Source organism: Curtobacterium sp. L6-1, assembly GCF_018885305.1.
Classification (GTDB): Bacteria; Actinomycetota; Actinomycetes; order Actinomycetales; family Microbacteriaceae; genus Curtobacterium; species Curtobacterium aetherium.
The window spans coordinates 1737400-1756426 of the sequence record NZ_CP076544.1; the positions used below are offsets into that span (position 1 = coordinate 1737400).

The window sequence follows — 19027 nt, forward strand, 5'->3', positions numbered from 1 at the left end:
GCATGGCAGGCGTGCTGCGGGGGCACCATGGCTGAGTCCCGCAGGACGGGGCGCAGCCTCGAGGTGCTGCGCGCCGAAGCCGCCGAGGAGATATCGGTCATCGTCGAGCACCGCTGTCGTCAGGGTGACGACCCCTGGGACTTCATGCACACGCTGCCGACCGTCGACGAGCAGGTCGTGCTCATCCTCCGGGCCGAGGCGATGGAGCTCGACGTCCGGATCGGCCAGCGGAGCGCCCAGTGGTCCGCGCACCCGGCCTCCGGTCAGCAGACCGAGCACGGTGAGGAGTACCACCGCCTCCGCCGCATCGCCCTGCAGCACCCCGAGCTGACCGAGGCCGTGTGGAAGATGATGGACGCGCTGCCGGGCGCGCGCTGACGCCGACCGGGCTCGCGCTCCGGACGGGGACGTCCCACGGGACCGAGTGCTCCCACCTGGTGGATCGTTCCTGGGGTTGGATGGGGTCATGACCGACACCGTCCTCGCCGTCCTCAACCAGCCTTCGCGGTCCGCAGCACCGCACGACCCCGAGGCGGACGCCTTCACCTGGGCGAAGCCGCTCGAGGAGCACATCCAGGTCATGGACCTCGGCCTGACCCGCGGCGACGGCGTGTTCGAGACGATCACGGTGATCGACGGCCGTCCCCAGGCCCTCGAGGCGCACCTCGGCCGCTTCGTCCGGTCCGCGGCCAAGCTCGACCTGCCGGAGCCCGACATCGACGCCTGGCGCCGTGCGATCGAAGCCGTGTGCGCCCGACTCGACCCAGTGCGCGAGGCGTACGCGAAGACCGTCCTGACGCGCGGCGTCGAGGGCCTCGGACGCCCGACCGGCTGGGTGTACGCGGCACCGTCGGCGGACCAGACGCGGGACCGGACCGAGGGCATCGGGGTCGTCACGCTCGACCGCGGGTACCGGCACGACGTCGAGCGGACCTCGCCGTGGCTGCTGCAGGGGGCGAAGACGCTCTCCTACGCCGTGAACATGGCGGCCCTGCGCGAGGCGGTCCGCCGCGGCGCCGACGACGCGCTCTTCGTCTCGACCGACGGGTACGTCCTCGAGGGCACGCGGGCGAACCTGATCATGTCCGTCGGCGGCCGGTTCGTCACGCCGCGGACCGACATCGGCATCCTCGACGGCACGACGCAGGCGGACGTGTTCCGCTTCGCGGAGCAGGAGGGCATCGAGACCGCCTACGAGCTCGTCACGCTGGACGACCTGCGGGCCGCCGACGCGATGTGGCTCGTGTCGAGCATCCGTCAGGCGGCGCCGATCCACACGGTGAACGGGGTGCGGCAGGAGATGGACCTCGGCATGACCGAGCGCATCAACGACTTCCTGCTGGCGCGGCAGGACTGACGACGCCGCTGGCCGGACGGGAGGCGCGGTGCAGGTCGGCACCGCGGCTTCCGTCCGTCCCGGCGATCGTGGGCGACGGGCCGGCGGTGTCGCGCGGCTGCGTCACCGGTGCGTGGGCGTCACCAGCACCGCGACGTCACCGGCGCTGGCGCCGCGCCGGTGGGCGGGGGCGGCGCCGGGGCTGCGCTGGGGCGGCGCCGGAGGGCGGGCGGCGCCGGTGCGTCGGCGGCATCGGCGCGACGGCGTCACCAGCGCGGGGTCGTGACGCCCTGACCGTCGAAGTAGGCGAAGACCTGCCGACCCTCGATCCAGACGCGCTGGGCGCGGCTCGTCGCGTCGAGCGGGTCACCGTCCCAGAGGACGAGGTCGGCGTCGAGGCCCACGGCGATCCGGCCGACGCGGTCACCGAACCCGAGGATGTCCGCCGGGGCCGACGTGATGGCCTCGAGCGCCGTCTGGCGTGGCAGACCGTCGCGGACCGCCATCGTCGCCTGCGTCACAAGCATGTTGATCGGGACGACCGGCGCGTCCGTCGTGATCGCCACGCGGACGCCGGCGGCCGCGATGGTCGTGAGGTTCGGGATGCCGCGGTCGCGGAGCTCGACCTTGGACCGGCTGGTGAACATCGGCCCGTAGATGACCGGGATGCCCTTCTCGGCCAGGAGGTCGGCGATCTTGTGCGCCTCGGTCCCGTGGTTGACGACCAGGCGGTACCCGAACTCGTCGGCCAGGCGGATCGCGGTCGCGATGTCGTCGTGCCGGTGCGTGTGCTGGTCCCACGCGAGCTCGCCGTCGAGCACGCGCACCAGGGTCTCCTTGGTGAGGTCGCGCGTGAACGGCTCGTCCCGGCGGGCCGCTGCGTCACGGGCGGCCCGGTAGTCCTGCGCCGCCACGAAGGCCTCGCGGATCACCTTCGCGACGCCGAGCCGCGTGGACGGGGTCTGCCCCTTGTCGCCGTAGACCCGCTTCGGGTTCTCACCGAGGGCGCTCTTCACGCTGACCGCGTCCGAGATGAGCTGCTCGTCGATCGTCCGGCCGCCCCAGGTCTTGACGGCGACCGTCTGCCCACCGATCGGGTTGCCCGACCCCGGCTTGACGACGATGCTCGTGACGCCGCCGGACAGTGCGTCGCGGAAGCCCTCGTCGTCGATGTCGACCGCGTCGATCGCCCGGACGGCGGCCATGTTCGGGCCGGTCATCTCGTTCGTGTCGTTGCCGGCGGGGCCGTTCGCCTCCTCGTGGATGCCGACGTGACCGTGCGCCTCGACGAAGCCGGGCAGGAGCCACGCTCCGGCGGCGTCGACGACCGGCAGCCCGTCGAGAGGCGTGACGTCCGGCCCGACGGCGGTGATCCGCCCGTCCTGGACGACGACGGCACCGCCGTCGAACGCCGGGCCGTCCACGGGGACGACGTGGGCACCGGTGATCACGAACGAGTTGTCGGTCATCCTGCAACGGTAGCGAGCGCGGTGCGGCGTGTCCCCTCCAACGGACGTGTTGATGCCTTGTGCACACGACATCCCGATTCCTGGGTCTCCCCGCGCGACCGGCGCTACCGTCGGCGAGCACGACGAGCGGAGGCACCATGCAGCAGCAGGGGGACGGGTCCGGGTGGCCCGTGCACGGTTCGACGGTCGGGCCTGGGGGAGCAGCGGACGACCACCACGAGCAGACCGGATGGTGCGCTCGGTGCGCACGGGCACGGGCACGGGTACGGGTACGGGCACGGGTACGGGCACGGGTACGGGTACGGGCACGGGTACGGGCACGGGTACGGGCACGGGTACGGGCACGGGTACGGGCACGGGTACGGCTACGGGCACGACCACGGGCGCGACCTCGCCTGCCCGGCCGGGTCGGGCCACCACCCCGAGCGCATAGGGTGGGCCGGTGACCAGCGAGCACGACGCGACCACTCCGCCGACCGCCGCCAAGCGGCCTGTCACGCGGACCCACCACGACATCGACTTCGTCGACGACTACGAATGGCTGCGCGACAAGGAGTCCCCGGACACCATCGCGTACCTCGAGGCAGAGAACCGCTACACCGAGGCGCAGACCGAGCACCTCGGCGCGCTGCGCGACCGGCTCTTCGACGAGGTCAAGAGCCGCGTGCAGGAGACCGACCTCTCGGTGCCCGTGCGCATGGGCCAGTGGTGGTACTTCACGCGGACCAGCGAGGGCAGCCAGTACGGCGTCCAGTGCCGCGCGCCGATCAGCGGACCGGACGACTGGACGCCGCCGTCGCTCGACGACGGTGCCGCCACCCTGCCGGGGGAAGAGGTCGTCCTCGACGGCAACGCCCTGGCCGACGGCCACGACTTCTTCTCGCTCGGCACCTACGACATCAGCGACGACGGCCGTCGCCTGGTCTACGGCGTGGACGTCGAGGGCGACGAGCGCTACACGCTGCACGTCCGCGACCTCGAGACCGGGCAGGACCTCGCCGACACCATCCCGGACACGGGCGCCGGCGCGACCTTCGACCCGTCCGGCAGATACGTCTTCTACCCGACCGTCGACGAGTCCTGGCGACCAGACCGCATCTGGCGGCACGAGGTCGGCACGCCCGCCGATGCCGACGTCGTCGTCTTCGAGGAGCCGGACGACCGGTACTGGGTGGGTGTCGGCGTGACCCGGTCGTCGCAGTACATCGTCATCGAGCTCGGATCGAAGATCACGTCCGAGGCGCTCGTCCTCGACGCGGCCGACCCGACCGGCGAGTTCCACGTCGTGTGGCCCCGGCGCGAGGGCGTCGAGTACGAGATCGAGCACGCCATCGTCGGCGGCAGCGACCGGCTGCTCGTCCTGCACAACGACGGTGCCGAGAACTTCGAGCTGGTGGACGTCCCGGCGGACGACCCGACCTCGCAGTCCGACCGCCGGGTCGTGGTGCCCCACCACGAGCAGCGCCGGATCGAGTCGGTGGACGCCTTCGCCGGGCACCTCGCGCTCGAGTACCGGTCCGAGGCGCTCCCCCGCATCGCGGTCATCCCGATCGAGGGCGACGGCTACGGCGAACCGCACGAGGTCCCCTTCGACGAGGCACTGTTCTCGGCGGGCCTCGGCGGCAACCCGGAGTGGGACCAGCCGACGCTGCGCCTCGGCTACACGTCCTTCGTGACACCGTCCGAGGTGAGCGACCTCGACCTTGCATCCGGCGAGGTCACCGTCCTCAAGCGGCAGCCCGTGCTCGGCGGCTACGACCCGGCCGACTACGTGCAGGAGCGCGACTGGGCCACCGCGGCCGACGGCACGCGCATCCCGGTCTCGCTCGTCTGGCGGCGTGACGCCGTCGACGCCGACGCCCCCGCGCCGCTGCACCTGTACGGCTACGGCTCGTACGAGCACTCGATCGACCCTGGCTTCAGCGTGATGCGCCTGTCGATGCTCGACCGCGGCGTCGTGTTCGCCGTGGCACACGTCCGCGGTGGCGGCGAGATGGGCCGGCACTGGTACGAGGACGGCAAGACGCTGACGAAGAAGAACACCTTCACGGACTTCGTCGCCGTCGCCGAGCACCTCATCGACAGCGGTCGGACAACGGCCGACCAGCTCGTGGCCGAGGGCGGCAGCGCCGGAGGTCTCCTCATGGGCGCGGTCGCGAACCTCGCCCCGGAGCGCTTCGCCGGGATCCTGGCCGCCGTGCCGTTCGTCGACGCCCTGACGAGCATCCTCGACCCGGACCTGCCGCTGACCGTGATCGAGTGGGACGAGTGGGGCGACCCGCTGCACGACGCCGAGGTCTACCGGTACATGAGCGAGTACTCGCCCTACGAGAACGTCCGCGACGACGTGCAGTACCCGCGCATCCTCGCGGCCACGTCGATCAACGACACCCGTGTGCTCTACGTCGAGCCCGCCAAGTGGACGGCGAAGCTCCGGGAGGTCGGTGCTCCCGTCCTGCTGAAGACCGAGATGGCCGCGGGTCACGGCGGGGTCAGCGGACGGTATGACTCCTGGAAGGAGCGGGCCTTCGAGCTGGCGTGGCTGCTCGACGTCCTGGGTCTGGCGGACGTCTCCCCCGCGGCGGCGTCAGCGAACCCGATCGCCGCTGGCTGATCCCGGTCAGCGCGCCGGCGAGCGAGGCGCCTGACCGGTGGAGGCCGGAAGACTGCCCGGCCACCACCGACACGACGACGGCGCGCACCCGCACGGGGTGCGCGCCGTCGTGGTGTCAGCAGGCCCTGGAGGTCACACGCGGTTGAGCGCGTGCACCGCCTCGTCGTACGACTCCTCGGCCATGCGGACCCGGTCGCCGGCGAGCACGCCGTACCCGAACGTCCCCTCACCGCCGCGCTCCGCGATGCCCGCCTGCACGCGCAGCTGCTCGAGGGCGTGCAGCGACCGGACCCGCTCGGTCAGGACGTCCGCTGCCGTGCCGACGCGCTTCCACAGCGCGTGCGGGAAGGCGTCGTCGCCGAGCACGTCCATCGCCATCCGGGCGCGGAGCGTCGCGTGCCACGCCCGCTCGGTCGCTTCGCGGTCGCCGGCCTCGTCGGCGGGGTCGTCCCCGACCGCGGCGCGGACGAGGTCGCGGATGCGCGGCTTCTCGACGGCGGAGACGTCCTGTGCGACCTGCTTCGGGTCGCGGAGCGCCCACGCCGTCGGACGCGGCCGTTCGACCGCGTCGTCGAGGGCGTCGAGCAGTTCGAGGAACGACTCCTCGTGCAGGCTGAGCAGGACCTCGCGGGTGGCGTCGTCCCGACGCTGTCGCGTCGACGCGAGGATCCGCTCGCGAGTGATCGAATCGATCAGCGCCTCCTGCGCCGGGCTCGAGGCCCGCGGCAGCCGCTCCACGAGGTACTCGGCGAGGGCCGCGCGGGCGGTCACCGCGGCGAGGGCATCGGCAGCCGCGGCGGCACGGTCGACCTCGGCGCCGGCCGCGAAGGCGGGCCGGTAGGACCCGAACACGGCGGCGATGCCGAGGGCGGTCTCGGCCGTCTCGGCGAGGTCGGCCGCCTCGCCGGACCGGAGGCGGGCCTCCAGGCCGAGCAGCGCGCCGCGCAGCTTGCGCAGTCGCTTGGTGAGCGCGCGGGCCGCGGTGCCCTTGTGCGGCTTCTCCTCGGTCCGGAGGCGCGGCGCCGGTACACCCGCCAGCCCACGTGCCAGCTTGCTCGCCACGGCGGCGGGGCCGGCGCCGACGGCCGCGAACCGGCCGTCGAGGGCGGCGAAGAGCGCCTCGGCGACCTGCGGGTCGACGCCCTCGACGGCTTCGACCTCGACCTCCCGCCAGGTGCGCGGATCGGCCGGTGCGTCGTCGTCGAGACGTTCTGCGACGACGCGGTCGTCGGCGAGCTCGGCGACCTGGTCACCGTCCTCGTCGAGGAGCCGGGTGACCGTCCGCGTGGTGGTGATGCGCACGACCGGACGCAGGCCACGGCCGCGGCGTTCGGTGAACAGGGCGGCCAGGACCTCGTCGGGGACGGCGTCCGGGTCCTCGGTGAGCGGGAAGTGCTGCTCGTGCCGGACCGTGTCGGACGCGGCGCGCTTGATGTGCCAGCCGGCGTCGTGCCCGCCGGTGCGCCGACGGACGGTGACGCGTGCGGCGACGAGGTCGTACCGCTGCGTGTCCCAGTAGGTGGCGTCGAGGTCGAACGGCTCCTGGTGGTCGGTCTGCAGGATGCCCCCGACGCCGATCAGGTCGGGGAGGGCGGCCCCGTCGGGCAGGTCGTAGGTGCGCTCGATCTCGAGGTGGGTGTCGCTCACACGGTCTTGTCTACCAGGCCGCGGAGTTACCCTCGGCACATGAGCGAGACGATCACCCGTGACGCGTTCGTGCCCGAGGCCGGCGGCGTCACCATGTTCACGACGAGCTGGTGCGGCTACTGCGCCCGGCTGAAGAACCAGATGACCAAGGCGGGCGTGCCCTTCCGCGAGGTCGACATCGAACAGACGCCGGGCACGGCCGAGCTGGTCGCCGAGGTCAACGGCGGCAACCAGACCGTCCCGACCCTGGTGTTCCCGGACGGCAGCACGGCGACGAACCCCTCCCTCGCCGAGGTGCAGTCGCGCGTCTGACGCCGGCCGCCCGGCGCGGAAGTGCCACACGGCGCGATCGCGCCCCGCAACGAACAACGCGCCCCGTCGGAACGGGGCGCGTTGTTCGTTGTCGGGCGCGGCGCCGTCGCACCGGCGCCCCGGCGCCCCGGCGCGGGGTCCGGGGCGACGCGCCGGGCGCCAGCGCGCTAGCGGCTGAGCGCGTCCAGCAGCAGCGCCGCCATGGCGTCGAGCTGGATGTCGCCGGAGTCGACGACCTCCTCGTCGGAGCCGTCGAGCGCCCGTGCGGCGAGCCCGGCCTTGCTGTCGATGAGCTCGGCGATCTTGGTGTCGATCGTCTGCGCGGCGATGATGCGCCACGCGGTGACCGGCTCCTCCTGCCCGATGCGGTGCACGCGGTCGATCGCCTGCGTCTGCTCGGCGCTCGTCCACGACAGCTCGGCGAGGACGACGTTCGACGCCACCTGCAGGTTGAGGCCGACGCCCGCCGCGGTGAGCGAGCAGACGATGACGGCGACGTCGGGGTCGTTCACGAACGAGTCGATCTCGGCGGTGCGCTGCGCCGGCGTCTGGTCGCCACGGATGGTCGCGGTGCGCAGGTGCCGGCGCGCGAAGACCTCCTCCGCTTGGTCCATCACGTCGAGGTGCTTCGCGAAGAACACGACCTTGCCGACGTTCGAGGCCAGCTGCGCCGCGTAGTCCGCCGCGAGCTGCGCCTTGGCACGGCCGATCCGCCGCACCATCGAGAACACGTTCTCGCCGGTGGACGACGCGTCCTGGTCCTCGAGCTCCCAACGAGCGACCTGGCGGACGAGCTTCTCGTCGATGCCGACGACGGGGTCCTGTCCGGTGCGGGCGGCGAGCGCCTGGTGGTAGCGCTTGACGAGCTTCGCGGTGAGCTCGCGCTCGGCGTCGCGGATCGAGCGGCCCTCGTCCCCGTCGAGCTCGACGGGGATGTCGGCGATCCGGCGCGCGGGGATGTCCGCGGCGACGTCGACCTTCCGACGCCGGACGATGCCGAGGTCGATGACGGCCTTCCGTGCCTCGGAGAAGAAGCCCTGGTCGGCGGGGGTCAGCCCGATCTCCTCGAGCTCGTTCATGAGCTGCGCGCGCGGCTTCTTGTCGTCGATCCAGCCCAGGAACTCCCAGATGGTGCGGAAGTCCTCGACGGAGTTGATGAGCGGGGTGCCGGTGAGGGCCATGAGCAGCGGGTTCGCCGTGCGCTCGCGGATCTTGTCGGCGAGCTGCAGCACGTACCGGGAGCGCTGCGACTCCTTGTTCTTGATGAAGTGCGCCTCGTCGACGACCATGCCCTTGAACCCGAAGGTGCCGAGCCAGCCGACGTGCCGGTCGAGGATCTCGTAGTTGACGATGATGATGTCGGCGAACCCGTCGAGGTCCTGTCCGTCGCCGTGGATGACCGTCGCGCGGTGGTTCGGCACCCAGCGCTCGGCCTCGCGCGCCCAGTTCGTCTTCACGACGTTCGGGACGACGACGAGCAGCGGGAAGGCCTTGGCGGCGTCGGCGGCGATGAGCGACTGCGCGGTCTTGCCGAGACCCGGCTCGTCGGCGAGCAGGAAGGTGCGGTGTCCCTGCGCGGCCGAGGCGACGAGTTCCGCCTGGTGCTTCATCAGCGAGGTGCCGGAGGGCGTGTGCAGCGACGACGGGTCAGGCAGCGGCATCGAGGCCGCTCCCCCGCCGGCGCCGTACTCGAACGACTTGAAGAGCGGACCGAAGAGCTCCCAGTTCGCCAGGCGACGCGGGTGGGCGACGGGCTGATCGGCGAGCGCGAAGTCCGGCGGCAGGAACGGGTTCGCGAGCTGGCGCTGCACGACGGCCTGCGGGACGACGGCCCGTTCGGGCGTCTCGACCGCGGCGGTCGGCTCGGCGGCGATGACGAGGTCCTCGGGCTGCAGCTCGATGCCCGCGGCGATCATCATGTCGCGCTTGACGGTGCGGGTCGCCTCGGAGACCGCGGCCTCCTCGGTGAGGAGCTGGATGACGCTGGTGTCGCGCGCGGCCGTCTTCGCCAGGATCGTCGCGACCCCGTCGAGGCGCTTGAGCTGCTCGGCGCGCTGGGCGTCGGTGAGCTCGGCGTCCGCCTTCACGCGGGCACGTTCCTCGCGCATGAGCAGCGCGACGGCCTGGAACTTCGTCCGGTTGGTGGCCTTGAGGGCGCCACGCTGGGCGGCGGCCTCGACCTCCCGCACGGCGCGGGCGAGCACGGGGATGAGACCCTCGTTGTCGAGCGGCCGGGTCCGGCGTGCAGCCGTCCGCGTGCCGCCGGCAGCGCGCCGGGTACCTGATCGAGCCACGGCTCCTCCTGTTCCGCCCTCGACGGGGCGAGCCACCCGGTACGGGCGGAAGTCGTCACGGTGCGGCTGTCGCACCCGGGTCCACCACGGGCCGCCGTGGCCCGCAGCACACCGGAACGTTCCGGCCGACCGCATCGAGAGCCCAGGTGAGGGCCGGTGATCGATGTGACGGTCTGCGCGGGGAGTCCGGCGCCGTCGCACGCACGCTCCGTCCTGGGGTCAGGCCTCCTGGAGGTCCGGACTCGAGACGACGCGGATCCGGCGCCCGCACCGGTCAGGAGACCGATCGTCGCGTCAGGGATCGACGCCACGTGCGAGCACGCGGTGCGTGCGCGGTCAGTTTACTCCCCAGCCACCGACGGAGGCGACTCTCCCCACCCCGCGCGTGGCGTGCCTCCCGGCCGACGACGACCGGAGCGGTCGACGCTGCCCCACGCAGCGGGCGGGGACCTCAGACGCGCGGCGCGGACCGCGGGCGGCCGGTGCCGGACGGGAGGCTCGGGGCCGGTTCCGCCAGGGCCGCTCGCGTCGCCGCGAGCAGCTGTTCCGCGGTCGCGATCCCGTTCGCCGATCCGGTCGTCGCCTGACCGCCGGCGTGGGCGAGGAGCTGCGCGCCGATCGCCGGGCCGATCCGGTCGGCCTCCTGCGGGTTGCGGGCGACCCAGTCCCGGGCGACGGCGTCGGCGAGGCGCTCGGCCGCGGCACCGCGCTCGACGTCCCCGCGCGACCGGTGCCACAGCCCCGTCACGACGAGGTGTGCCACGACCGCGCCGACGTCGCGCACCGGGTGCCCCCAGCCCGCGGTGTCGATGTCGAGCAGGCCGGAGATGCGCCAGGGCTCGTCCTCGTCGACGAACACCTGCTCGAGGTGCAGGTCACCGTGCACCACCTGCTTCTGGCCGGCGGCCCAGCCGATCGACCGGCGACCGATCGCGTCGTACAGCCGGTCGATCTCCTCGGCGTCCCCGGGCAGCGCCGTGACGAGGGTGCGACGGTGCCAGTCGGCGTGGTCCATCGCGTCCGCGCGGGCCTGCTGCGTCATCGGCACGGTCGCGACCCGACCGCTCAGGGCCGCGAGGGACGCCACGAACCGGGGGTCGTCGGCGATCTCGGTGATCCGGCTCCCCGCGGGCACGCCGCGCACGAGCTCCAGGACGAGCAGCCCGTCGCCGCGACTGGAGAGCACCCGCGGCACCGGCAGACCGGCGGCGGCGAACTGCTCGTGCGTGCGGACGATCGGCGCGACCCGGTGCGGCCGGACGATCTTGATGAACAGGGTCCGCTCCGGTGCGTCCACGCGGACCACGGCACGCTTGCCCGGTCGGTAGGCGGCGACGGTCAACGTCGGGTCGGTGACGGGCATCCCGAGGGTGGTGAGCAGCTCCGCGACGGCGTCGCGGTACGTCACCTGTGGCAGGACCGGGAGGCCCGGGTCGTTCGGGTAGGCCCACACCGAGACCGGCTCCCCCGTCGCCGGGTCGGTGACGATCGCGCTGTTCTGGTCGTGGGCGCCGCCGGTGTCGACGTACGTCAGGACCGTCGCGCGCTGGCCGGCGCGGTCGACGGTGTCGACCTCGTACCCGTAGAGGTACCCGTTGCCCGACGGCTCGACGGAGTGCGCCCGGGCGGCCACGACGGTCGTCCCGGACCCGGCGAAGGCCTCGGGGATGACGCGCTCATGGTTGGGCCACACGGGCACAGTCAACCGTGTCCGCGCGGTTTCGTCGCCTTCGTGCACGGCTCGGCGTGCGGCTCGTGGCTACCGTGGACACGTGAACCCGGTCTCGCGTCTCCGCAGCTCGAGCCGCACCCCGTTCCTGCAGGTCGTCAAGACCGCGGTGGCGGTGGTCGCGGCGGTGCTCCTGTGCGAGCTCCTCATCCGCGGCCCGTTCCCGACCTTCGCCGCGATCGCCGCCCTGCTCGTCGTCCAGCCGAGCATCAACCAGTCGTTCGTGAAGGGCCTGGAGCGCAGCGCGGGCGTCCTGCTCGGGGTGGTCCTGGCGACGGGCGTGCACCTGCTCCTCGGCGACGCGGTGTGGATCGTGCTGCTCGTCGTGGTCCTGGCGATCCTGCTCGCCTGGGCGCTCCGCCTCACCCCGACCTCGGCCACCCAGGTCGGCATCAGCGGCATGCTCGTGCTCACCGCGGGTGTCGTCACGCCCAACTACTCGGCCGACCGCATCCTCGAGACCGTGATCGGCGCGGTCGTCGCCCTCGTGGTGAACGCCCTCATCGTCCCGCCCGTGCTGCTCGAACCCGCGCACCTGGCCGTCGCCCGGCTCGCGCGGGACACCGCCGCCGCATTCGAGCGGATCGCCGTCGGGCTGACCGAGGGGTGGGACGCCGAGCGGTGGCACGAGGCCCTGCTGCAGGCCCGGGCGCTCCGGCAGCAGCACGCCCGGACCGACGCGGCGCTGACCTCGGCGCGCGACTCGCTCACGATGAACCCGCGCGGCGGACGCCACCGGACGATCCTCGAGCGGGACGTCGCCGTCACCGAGCACCTCCGGGTCCTCGTCACGCGGGTCACCGGCATGACGCGTGCCGTCCGAGACAACACGGCGCCGGACCTGCGCGCCGACCCGATGGTGGGGCGGATCGCCACCGAGGTCGCCCGCATCGGTGCGGACGTCCGACGTCTCGGGGCGCAGGTCGAGTCCACGCGCTTGACCCCGGGCGAGCTCGCCGAGGGACCGGAGGAGCCGACCGTCGAGCACGCCCTGACGGCGCCGCTCGAGGTGGTGCGGCCGAACTCCCGGCACTGGGTGCTCATCGGGGCCCTGCTCGAGGACGTCCGCCGCGTGCGCGAGGAACTCCTCGGCGAGGACGACTGACGACCTCGGCGTCGCGGCGGCGTCGGCCCGGGCGACGGGCGCGTCGGATCAGGCGACGGGCGCGTCGGATCAGGCGACGGGCGCGTCAGCTCCGCGTGCAGCCTCGACCGCGGTCTCGAGCACCGCGGACCACACCGTGCCGGCCGGCCACGTCGGGTGGGACGTGACCACCTCGACCTCGGAGAACCGACGGATCTCGGCGACCACCGCCTCCTGGCCGACCGAGCGCGCCGCGCGACCGGCGCTGTCCGGCACGGCGGTCTGCAGGTAGGCGACCACACGGTCGCGGTGTGCCGCGTCCAGCGCTCCGACGCTGACGACGCCCTTCCAGGCGGCGTCGAGCTCGGCGCGCAGGCGGACGATGGCCGGGTTCTCCGGGTCGTGCATGGTGCCCCCAAGTACAGGACGGTCTGTCGGGTACAGCGTCCGAGCCGGAGCATAGCAACGAAGGGGGTACTGTCAGTACCCGTCAGTCTCGAGTGTCCACAGACCGCGGTCCACGGACTCCGGTCGGGACTGTGACGAGATTCAGACACCGTGCCGGTCGATCCGCCCGGCGAGCGCACTTCGGTGCCACGATGGTCGCGGGAGGTCCAGATGCGCTTGTTGGTGGTCGAGGACGACGACGAGATGCGCGCGCTCATGGAGCGCGGGCTCGCCGCCGAGGGGTACCGCGTCACCGCGGTCGAGAACGGCGTGGAGGCGCTCATCGCCCTGGGCGAGCAGGCCTACGACATCGCCGTGGTCGACGTGATGATGCCCGGCATGTCGGGCTTCGAGCTCGCCCGACGCGTGCGCGAACGCGAGGACCCCGTGCGGATCCTGCTCGTCACCGCTCGCGACGCCGTGGACGACCGCGTGTTCGGCCTCGACGCCGGCGCCGACGACTACCTCACGAAGCCGTTCGCGTTCGCCGAGCTGACCGCACGCCTCCGGGCCCTCGGTCGCCGCGAGCCCACCGGTGCGCCGCGGACCATCGAGGTCGGTGACGTCGCGATCGACTCCGAGGCCCGCCGCGTCTCGATCAAGGGCCAGCGCGTCGCCATGAGCCCCACCGAGTTCGCGTTGCTCCGGCTCCTCGCCCGCTCGGTCGGGGCGGTCGTCGACCGGCCGAAGATCCTGGAGGAGGTCTGGGACGGCTCGCAGCACGTCGACCCGAACGTCGTCGAGCAGTACATCTCCTACCTGCGGAAGAAGCTCGTGGCGCAGCAGGCCACCGTCGCGATCAGCACCGTGCGCGGTCGCGGGTACCGGCTCGACCTCGTCACCACCTGACGACCGCGTGATGCGGTCGATGCGCGCGCGGTGGTCGTCGCCGTCCCTGCGGTCGCTGTCCCTCCGTGCCCGGATCACCATCGGGTCGACCGTCATCGCAGCCGTCGTCATCGCGCTCCTGGTGCTCGTGATGCGGCTGCAGGTCGTCAGCGTCGTGGCGAGCGCCACCGAGACCCTGCTCGACGCCGACACCGACCCGTACGTCGCGACGCTCGAGGTGGACAGCGACCCGAACCTGTCGCCGCCCGGCAACGCGCAGTTCGTCGCGGTGCTCTCCCCCACCGGGGACATCACGCTCTCGTCGATGCCCCGACGACTCGAGCAGGCGCTCGGCAGCCTCCGCACCACGCCCGCGGGCACCTCGGTGATCGAGGTCGGCGGTTCCCAGTACCGCGTCGTCGTCGAGCACCCGGTCAACCAGGCCGGCCGCTGGACCGTGGTCGCCGCTCGCAACTCGCAGGCCGAGGCGATCGTCGTCGACGACCTCACGACCACGCTGTCGTTCACCGGGCTCGCGATCCTCGTGGCGTTCGGCATCGCGTCGTGGGTGCTCGCGACCACCGCGCTCCGTCCGGTGAACCGGATGCGCCGCGAGGCCGAACGGCTCTCCGTCGCGCCTGAACGCGCCGAGCTGCCCGTCGGGCCGGCGCAGGACGAACTCGCCTCGCTCGCGATGACGCTCAACGCCTTCCTCGCCCGGACCCGCCAGGCGACCGAACGCGAGCGGCAGATGGTGTCGGACGCCAGCCACGAACTCCGGACGCCGCTCGCGATCCTCACCACCCAGCTCGACCTCGCCGCACTCGACGCGGGTGACGCCGCGGCCCTTGCGGCACACATCGACCGGGCGAAGAACAACGTGGCACGGCTCTCGCGACTGGCGAACGACCTGCTCACGCTCTCGCGCATCGAGGAGTCCGAGCGGCGTGCGGCCGACGGCGCCCCGCAGTCCGCCACGTCGTGGTCCGACCTCGGCGACGAGGTGATGTCCGCCGTCGACCGGGTGCGGCTCATCGCGAGCGCGAAGGACGTCACCGTCGACTTCGAGCTCGACCCACCGGTCCCCGACGACGAGACGGGCGAGCCGCGGTACCGCCTGGACACCGGCGGGATGGCGCAGCTCGTCACGAACACGGCGGGCAACGCGGTCGCTGCCCTCCCCCGCGGCGGGAGCGTCCTGGTCAGCTGGCGCACCACGCCCCGCGAGGGCGTGCTGCAGATCACCGACGACGGACCCGGCGTCCCGGAGTCGTTCGTGCCGGTCGCGTTCGACCGGTTCACCCGTCCGGACGAGGCACGCACCTCCCGCCGCGACCCCGACCCGGCGACCGGCGGGATCCCGATGCCGGGTGGCTCCGGCCTCGGGCTCGCGATCGTCCGGGCGGTGGCGGAACGGGCGGGAGGCACGGCCACGCTCCGCAACGTCCGCTCCGGTGGGCTCGAGGTGACGGTGCGGGTGCCGGAGGTGTCGGCGGCGCCGGCCGGTCCGGCGGGCAGGGAGGGTCGAGAGGCCCGGGGGCGGGACGGACACTGACGCAGGCCCGGCGACGGGACGAGCACTGACGCAGGCCCGGCGGTGGGACGAGCACTGACGCAGGCCCGGGGGCGGGACGAGCACTGACGCAGGCCCGCGCCCGGACCCGGACTCGCACTCGCGCCCGCACTCGCGCCCGCCCCTGCTGGGTGCCGGGTGCGTCGCCCGGGTCATTGGAAGTCGCGGGAGCGGGTCCGGACCCCGAGCGGCAGGTGCTCGATCCGGTCGGCGACCAGGTTGACCACCCCGTCCGGCGACCGCTCGAGGATGCCCCGGACGACCACGGCCGGTGACTCCCGCGCCACACGCCGGTACCGACCCCACACCCCCACGCTGCAGATCACGTTCACCAGTCCGGACTCGTCCTCGACGTTGAGGAAGGTGATCCCCGACGCCGTCGCCGGGCGCTGCCGGTGCGTCACGATGCCGCCGACCTCGACGCGCCGACCGGTCTCCGCCGTCCGGGTGTCCTCGACGCTGAGCACGCCGCGGTCGGACAGTCGGGGCCGGAGGTGCGCGACCGGGTGGTCGTCGGTGGACATCCCCGTCGACCACATGTCGGCGATGAGGACGTCTCCGCTCGTCATCTGTCCGAACAGCGGCGGCTGCACGACGACCTGCGTGTCCGGCAGCTGGTCGGGTCGCTCGGACGCCGCCTGCGCCGCGGACCACATCCCCGCCCGCCGGTCCACGCCGAGGGACTCGAACGCGTCGGCGGCGGCGAGGGCCTCGAGCTGTGCGGTCGTCAGGCCGACCCGGCGGGCGAGGTCGGACATGTCGGTGAACGGTCCGTTCGCCCGACGTTCGGCGACGATCCGCTCGGCACTGCGTCGGCCGAGCGAGGCGACCTCGGCGAGCCCGAGCCGTACTGCGAAGGCGCCGTCGCGGCGGTGCTCGGCGGTGTCGTCGGGGGCGTCGCGGTCGAAGGGCAGCACGGGCGGCTGCTCGGTCGCGAGGCAGCCGTCGTGTCCGAGCCCGTCGGTACCGGGAGCCCCGGCGGCCCCGGCTCCGGCCTGCGCACCGGCGCTGGCGGCCCCGGCCTGCGCACCGGCGCTGGCGGCCCCGGCAGCCCCGGCTCCGGCACCCGACCCGTCCGACGCGTCCGACGCGTCGACGATCGGCTCGAGCGTCGCGTCGACCTCCGAACGCAGGATGTCCGGCCGGAGCACCCGGACGCCGTGTCGCCGGGCGTCGGCGACGAGGGTCTGCGGCGAGTAGAAGCCCATCGGCTGCGCCCGCAGCAGGGCCGCGAGGAACGCCCCCGGGTAGTGCAGCCGCATCCACGCGCTCGCGTAGACGATGAGCGCGAAGCTGATCGAGTGGCTCTCCGCGAAGCCGAAGTTCGCGAACGCCTGGATCTTCGCGTAGATGGCGTCGGCGTCCTCGCCGTGGATGTCGTTCTCCGCCATCCCCCGGTAGAGCTTGTCCCGCAGGCGGTCGATCTTCTCGAGGCCGCGCTTGGACCCCATCGCCCGGCGGAGCAGGTCGGCGTCGTCGCCGGAGCAGTTGCCGACCGCGATGGCCATCTGCATGAGCTGTTCCTGGAACAGCGGGATGCCGAGGGTCCGCTCCAGCACGGGCTCGAGCGCGGGGTGGATGTACGTCACCGGCTCCTCACCGGTGCGCCGACGGATGTACGGGTGCACCGCGCCGCCCTGGATCGGACCGGGGCGCACCAGGGCGACCTCGATCACCAGGTCGTAGAACCGTCGCGGCAGCAGCCGGGGCAGCGTGCCCATCTGCGCGCGGGACTCGACCTGGAAGACGCCGATGGTGTCGGCTCGGCAGAGCTGGTCGTAGACGCCCTGCTCCTCCTTCGGGATCGAGTGCATGTCCCACCGCTCCCCGCAGTGGTCGGCGGCCAGGTCGAACGAGTACTGCAGGGCGGCGAGCATCCCGAGCCCGAGCATGTCGAACTTCACGAGCCCCATGTAGGCGCAGTCGTCCTTGTCCCACTGCAGCACGGTCCGGCCGTCCATCCGGGCGTGCTCGATCGGCACGACCTCGCCCACCGGCCGGTCGGTGAGGACCATGCCGCCCGAGTGGATGCCGAGGTGCCGCGGGAACCCGAGGACCTGCTGCGCGAGGTCCACCACCGGCTCCGGGATGTCGTGGTCCTGGCTCTCGGTGACCGACCCCCACCGCTCCACCTGCTTCGACCAGGCGTCCTGCTGCCCGGGGCTGTGCCCGAGGGCCTTCGCCATGTCCCGCACGGCGCCCTTCGGCCGGTAGGTGATGACGTTCGCGACCTGCGCCGCGTTGAAACGGCCGTACTTGTCGTAGACGTACTGGATGACCTCTTCTCGTCGGTCGGAGTCGAAGTCGACGTCGATGTCGGGCTCCTCGTCGCGCATGGCCGACAGGAAGCGTTCGAACGGCAGACCGTACCTGATCGAGTCGACCGCCGTGATCTCGAGCAGGTAGCAGACCGCCGAGTTGGCGGCGGAGCCGCGCCCCTGGCAGAGGATCCCCCGGTCCCTGGCGTACTGCACCATGTCCCGCACGATGAGGAAGTACCCCGGGAACCCCTTGTCCTCGATGACGGCGAGTTCGCGTTCGATGCGCTCCCGCTTGTGCGCGTCGACCCCGTCCGCGGATCCCGGGTAGAACCGACGGGCCCCGCGCCAGGTCAGCTCGCGCAGCCAGCTCATCGGGGTGTGTCCCTCGGGCACGTCGAGGTCGGGCAGGCCGGGCTTCGCCGTCTTCAACTGGAACCCGAGCTCGTCCGCGAGCGCCACGCTCCGCTCGACGGCACCGGGCCAGCGGGCGAACCGCCGGGCCATCTCGGCTCCGGAGCGGAGGTGCGCGGTGTCCGCCGCCGGCAGCCACCCGTCGACCTCGTCCAGGCTCCGCCGAGCCCGGACGGCGGCCAGCGCAGTCGCCACGGGGAAGCGGTCCGGGGTGGCGTAGTGCACGTTGCCGGTCGCGACGACGGGCACCGCGTGCCGGTCGGCGAGGGCGGCGAGGACGTCGTTCCGGGCGCTGTCGAGCGGGTCGCCGTGGTCGCTGAGCTCCACGACGACGTTGCCCGTGCCGAACCGGTCGAGCAGTGCCCGGAGCGCCTGGTCAGCGGCGCTCTCCCCACCGCGCTCGAGGGCCTGGCGGACCGCACCCTTCCGGCACCCGGTGAGCACGCGCCACCGACCGCCGGAGCGCTCGGCGAGGTCGTCGAGGTCGTACCGGGGACGGCCCTTCTCGGAGCCCGCGGCGAGGTGCGCGGCCGTCACCGCGCCGGCCATCCGGTGGTAGCCCTCCTGACCGTCGGCGAGCAGCAGCAGGTGCGAGCCCTCGGGGTCGGGGACGCCGTTCTGCGGTTCGGTCAGCCCGATGGACAGCTCGGCCCCGTAGACGGTCGTGACGCTCGGGTAGGTCTCGGCGACCTCCGCCATCCGGGCGGCACCGTAGAAGCCGTCGTGGTCCGTGATCGCCAGTCCCTGCAGGCCGAGCCGGGCGGCCTCCTCGAGCAGGTGCTCCGGCGGACTCGCGCCGTCTAGGAAGCTGAAGGTCGAGTGCGCGTGGAGCTCGGCGTACGGCACCGTCGGCGGAGCGTCCGGCGCGACGACGTCCGCCGGCTGGTACGGCGCACGCTTCCGCGACCACGCCGGGCTGTCGCCGCCGTCGCCGTCCGGGGTCGTGCCGGGGCTCCGCTTGTCGGAGAGCGCACGCTCGAACTGCGACCACGGGATCGGCGGGTTGCTGTAGCCCATCAGGA

The 19027-nt window shown here is 72.9% G+C and carries 13 protein-coding genes; 7 read left to right on the forward strand and 6 right to left on the reverse strand.

The genetic code is table 11. The features are described from left to right. Positions 1–27 precede the first annotated feature (27 nt). Together KM842_RS07905 and KM842_RS07910 are read left to right on the forward strand one after the other, a co-directional pair. Positions 28–378: a tryptophan synthase subunit alpha gene (locus KM842_RS07905; RefSeq protein ID WP_216257354.1), complete on the forward strand. Its 351-nt coding sequence runs from the start codon at positions 28–30 to the stop codon at positions 376–378. Between the two features lie 88 nt (positions 379–466). After that, positions 467–1357, forward strand: coding sequence for an aminodeoxychorismate lyase (locus KM842_RS07910; RefSeq protein WP_216257355.1), 891 nt, complete (start codon positions 467–469; stop codon positions 1355–1357). A gap of 245 nt (positions 1358–1602) precedes the next feature. On the opposite strand, the gene KM842_RS07915 is transcribed toward KM842_RS07910, so the two are convergent. Further along, entirely contained in the window at positions 1603–2805 is a 1203-nt protein-coding gene (locus KM842_RS07915; protein WP_216257356.1) for an amidohydrolase, read from the reverse strand. Positions 2806–3247: 442 nt separating this feature from the next. Here KM842_RS07915 and KM842_RS07920 point away from each other — a divergent pair, with 442 nt between their 5' ends. After that, complete coding sequence (locus KM842_RS07920) at positions 3248–5419, forward strand: S9 family peptidase (RefSeq protein WP_216257357.1); 2172 nt, start codon at positions 3248–3250, stop codon at positions 5417–5419. Between the two features lie 132 nt (positions 5420–5551). Here the strand turns inward: KM842_RS07920 and KM842_RS07925 are convergent, their stop codons facing one another. Further along, complete coding sequence (locus tag KM842_RS07925) at positions 5552–7066, reverse strand: CYTH domain-containing protein (RefSeq protein ID WP_216257358.1); 1515 nt, start codon at positions 7064–7066, stop codon at positions 5552–5554. Positions 7067–7105: 39 nt separating this feature from the next. Between KM842_RS07925 and KM842_RS07930 the strand changes: the two genes are divergently transcribed. After that, entirely contained in the window at positions 7106–7378 is a 273-nt protein-coding gene (locus KM842_RS07930; protein ID WP_022902366.1) for a mycoredoxin, read from the forward strand. Positions 7379–7545: 167 nt separating this feature from the next. On the opposite strand, the gene KM842_RS07935 is transcribed toward KM842_RS07930, so the two are convergent. Both KM842_RS07935 and KM842_RS07940 read right to left on the reverse strand, forming a co-directional pair. Continuing rightward, on the reverse strand, positions 7546–9672 hold the full coding sequence (locus tag KM842_RS07935; protein ID WP_216257359.1) for a DEAD/DEAH box helicase: 2127 nt from the start codon (positions 9670–9672) through the stop codon (positions 7546–7548). 451 nt (positions 9673–10123) lie between these two features. Beyond that, the gene (locus KM842_RS07940) at positions 10124–11365 is read right to left on the reverse strand and encodes an aminoglycoside phosphotransferase family protein (protein WP_216257361.1); all 1242 of its coding nucleotides are present in this window, start codon (positions 11363–11365) and stop codon (positions 10124–10126) included. Positions 11366–11444: 79 nt separating this feature from the next. Here KM842_RS07940 and KM842_RS07945 point away from each other — a divergent pair, with 79 nt between their 5' ends. After that, on the forward strand, positions 11445–12506 hold the full coding sequence (locus KM842_RS07945; protein ID WP_216257364.1) for an FUSC family protein: 1062 nt from the start codon (positions 11445–11447) through the stop codon (positions 12504–12506). A 69-nt stretch (positions 12507–12575) separates the two neighbouring features. Here KM842_RS07945 and KM842_RS07950 read toward each other — a convergent pair whose 3' ends face one another. Beyond that, complete coding sequence (locus KM842_RS07950; protein WP_216257365.1) at positions 12576–12893, reverse strand: hypothetical protein; 318 nt, start codon at positions 12891–12893, stop codon at positions 12576–12578. 210 nt (positions 12894–13103) lie between these two features. Here KM842_RS07950 and KM842_RS07955 point away from each other — a divergent pair, with 210 nt between their 5' ends. Next, positions 13104–13781 (forward strand): response regulator transcription factor, encoded by a 678-nt coding sequence (locus KM842_RS07955; RefSeq protein ID WP_216257366.1) that lies wholly within the window; start codon positions 13104–13106, stop codon positions 13779–13781. Positions 13782–13791: 10 nt separating this feature from the next. Further along, positions 13792–15315: a sensor histidine kinase gene (locus KM842_RS07960; RefSeq protein ID WP_216257367.1), complete on the forward strand. Its 1524-nt coding sequence runs from the start codon at positions 13792–13794 to the stop codon at positions 15313–15315. 170 nt (positions 15316–15485) lie between these two features. On the opposite strand, the gene KM842_RS07965 is transcribed toward KM842_RS07960, so the two are convergent. Further along, positions 15486–19022 carry an error-prone DNA polymerase gene (locus tag KM842_RS07965; RefSeq protein ID WP_216257368.1) on the reverse strand — a complete coding sequence of 1179 codons (3537 nt, stop codon included), beginning with the start codon at positions 19020–19022 and terminating at the stop codon, positions 15486–15488. Positions 19023–19027: the final 5 nt, after the last annotated feature.

Coding starts and splice junctions, on each gene's coding strand:
- KM842_RS07905 (WP_216257354.1), top strand. CDS start 28: ATGGCTGAGTCCCGCAGGACGGGGCGCAGCCTCGAGGTGCTGCGCGCC.
- KM842_RS07965 (WP_216257368.1), bottom strand. CDS start 19,022: ATGGGCTACAGCAACCCGCCGATCCCGTGGTCGCAGTTCGAGCGTGCG.
- KM842_RS07950 (WP_216257365.1), bottom strand. CDS start 12,893: ATGCACGACCCGGAGAACCCGGCCATCGTCCGCCTGCGCGCCGAGCTC.
- KM842_RS07960 (WP_216257367.1), top strand. CDS start 13,792: ATGCGGTCGATGCGCGCGCGGTGGTCGTCGCCGTCCCTGCGGTCGCTG.
- KM842_RS07915 (WP_216257356.1), bottom strand. CDS start 2,805: ATGACCGACAACTCGTTCGTGATCACCGGTGCCCACGTCGTCCCCGTG.
- KM842_RS07955 (WP_216257366.1), top strand. CDS start 13,104: ATGCGCTTGTTGGTGGTCGAGGACGACGACGAGATGCGCGCGCTCATG.
- KM842_RS07930 (WP_022902366.1), top strand. CDS start 7,106: ATGAGCGAGACGATCACCCGTGACGCGTTCGTGCCCGAGGCCGGCGGC.
- KM842_RS07910 (WP_216257355.1), top strand. CDS start 467: ATGACCGACACCGTCCTCGCCGTCCTCAACCAGCCTTCGCGGTCCGCA.